The sequence below is a fragment of the Aminobacter sp. P4_D5 genome (assembly GCF_056401815.1).
Genome location: NZ_JBFUIP010000378.1, coordinates 1 through 1,309 on the forward strand (window position 1 = coordinate 1; position 1,309 = coordinate 1,309).

Annotated in this window: 2 protein-coding genes and 1 pseudogene; all 3 read right to left on the reverse strand. The window is 62.6% G+C overall.

Translation table 11 applies throughout. The features are described from left to right. Positions 1-113: pseudogene (locus tag AC1DWF_RS32030) on the reverse strand (IS481 family transposase); the annotation flags it as partial. A gap of 67 nt (positions 114-180) precedes the next feature. After that, positions 181-1,129, reverse strand: a protein-coding gene (locus AC1DWF_RS32035) for an IS630 family transposase (RefSeq protein WP_476787330.1) whose coding sequence is annotated in 2 segments (ribosomal slippage) — positions 181-792 and positions 794-1,129 — 948 coding nt in all. Because the reading frame shifts where the segments join, the coding sequence is not laid out codon by codon here. After that, on the reverse strand, positions 1,126-1,309 hold a 184-nt coding region (locus AC1DWF_RS32040), incomplete at its 5' end, for a hypothetical protein (RefSeq protein WP_476842569.1). The genes AC1DWF_RS32040 and AC1DWF_RS32035, both read right to left, overlap by 4 nt.

Consider the following 1,309-nt stretch of genomic DNA (forward strand, 5'->3'; position numbering starts at 1 on the left):
TTCTGGTTGATTCCGTAGCGTTTCGCCAGCGCCCTCAGGCTCTCTTGACTATGCTGTATCGCTCGACGGACCGCCTCTGTCGTCGTGGCGCTCCCATGAAGAACCTGGCCCATAGTGCATCCCCTGTTTCGGCCAACAAGGATGCCCCATCAAAGCCTGGGATCAAACATCTAGAGCCTTTCAGGTTTTGACGGAAGCATATCCGGCATTGCGGAAGTAGTTGGCGCATTCGGCGGGTTCGATCTCGGGGACGAGGGTGCCGATGTGTCGCCATGTCTCCTCAATGGTTCGCTTCTGCGCCTGTCGCATCCAGTGCTTTATCTTGGCGAAGGCCTGCTCGATCGGGTTGAGGTCGGGCGAATAGGGCGGCAGGTACCAGAGCCTGGCGCCGGCGGCGCGGATCATCTGCCCGATGGCGGCGGACTTGTGGGAGCCGAGGTTGTCCATGACGACGATGTCGCCGGGTTCGAGTACCGGGACGAGCTGCTGTGCGACATAGGCTTTGAAGCACAGGCCGTTGATCGGTCCGTCAAACACGCAAGGAGCGGCGAGCCGGTCGAACCGCAGAGCTCCAACAAAGGTCAGCGTGCGCCAGTGGCCATACGGGGCAAAGCCGCGCAGGCGCTTGCCTCTCGGCCCCCAACCGCGCAGCGGCGCCATGTTGGTCTTGATCCACGTCTCGTCGATGAAGACCAGCCGTCTGGGGTCGAGGCCCGTCTGCCAGGATCGCCAGCGGTGTCGCCGCCGCGCGATGTCGGCTCGGGCCTGCTCAAGCGCGAACAGTGTTTTTTTTGAACCGCAGCCCGTCGCGCCGCAGGAACTGCCACACCGTATCGTGCGACACCTTCACCCCGCGCGCCGCCAGTTCCGCCTTCAGCCCATGCAGCGACAGATGCGGCGTCTGGTTGAGCCGCTCGACGATGAAGGCCCGATGCGGCTCCAGAATACGCTTGCGATGGCCACCCATCTTGCCGGGCGCCACCGACCCCGTCGCGCGATAGCGCTGCGACCACTTCACCACAGAGGAAACGGCGACGCCGAACCGGGCCGCCACCGTTCGGCAGCTTTCGCCCGCCGCGACTGCACCTACAACACGCTCACGAAGATCATTCGAAAGAGGTCGCGTCATCCGATGCTGGCCTCCATTCCAGCCAGCATCTTGATGGGGTTGTCTAATCGCAACTGGGGCGTCAATAGTAAGTTTTGTCGAAGCAGCACTGCCGGTGCATGGTTGTCTTCGCGGTCGACATCGGTCGCCGCATGATGGAGCTTCGCGGCACGAGCCTTCAATGTGGACGACGCATTCAGC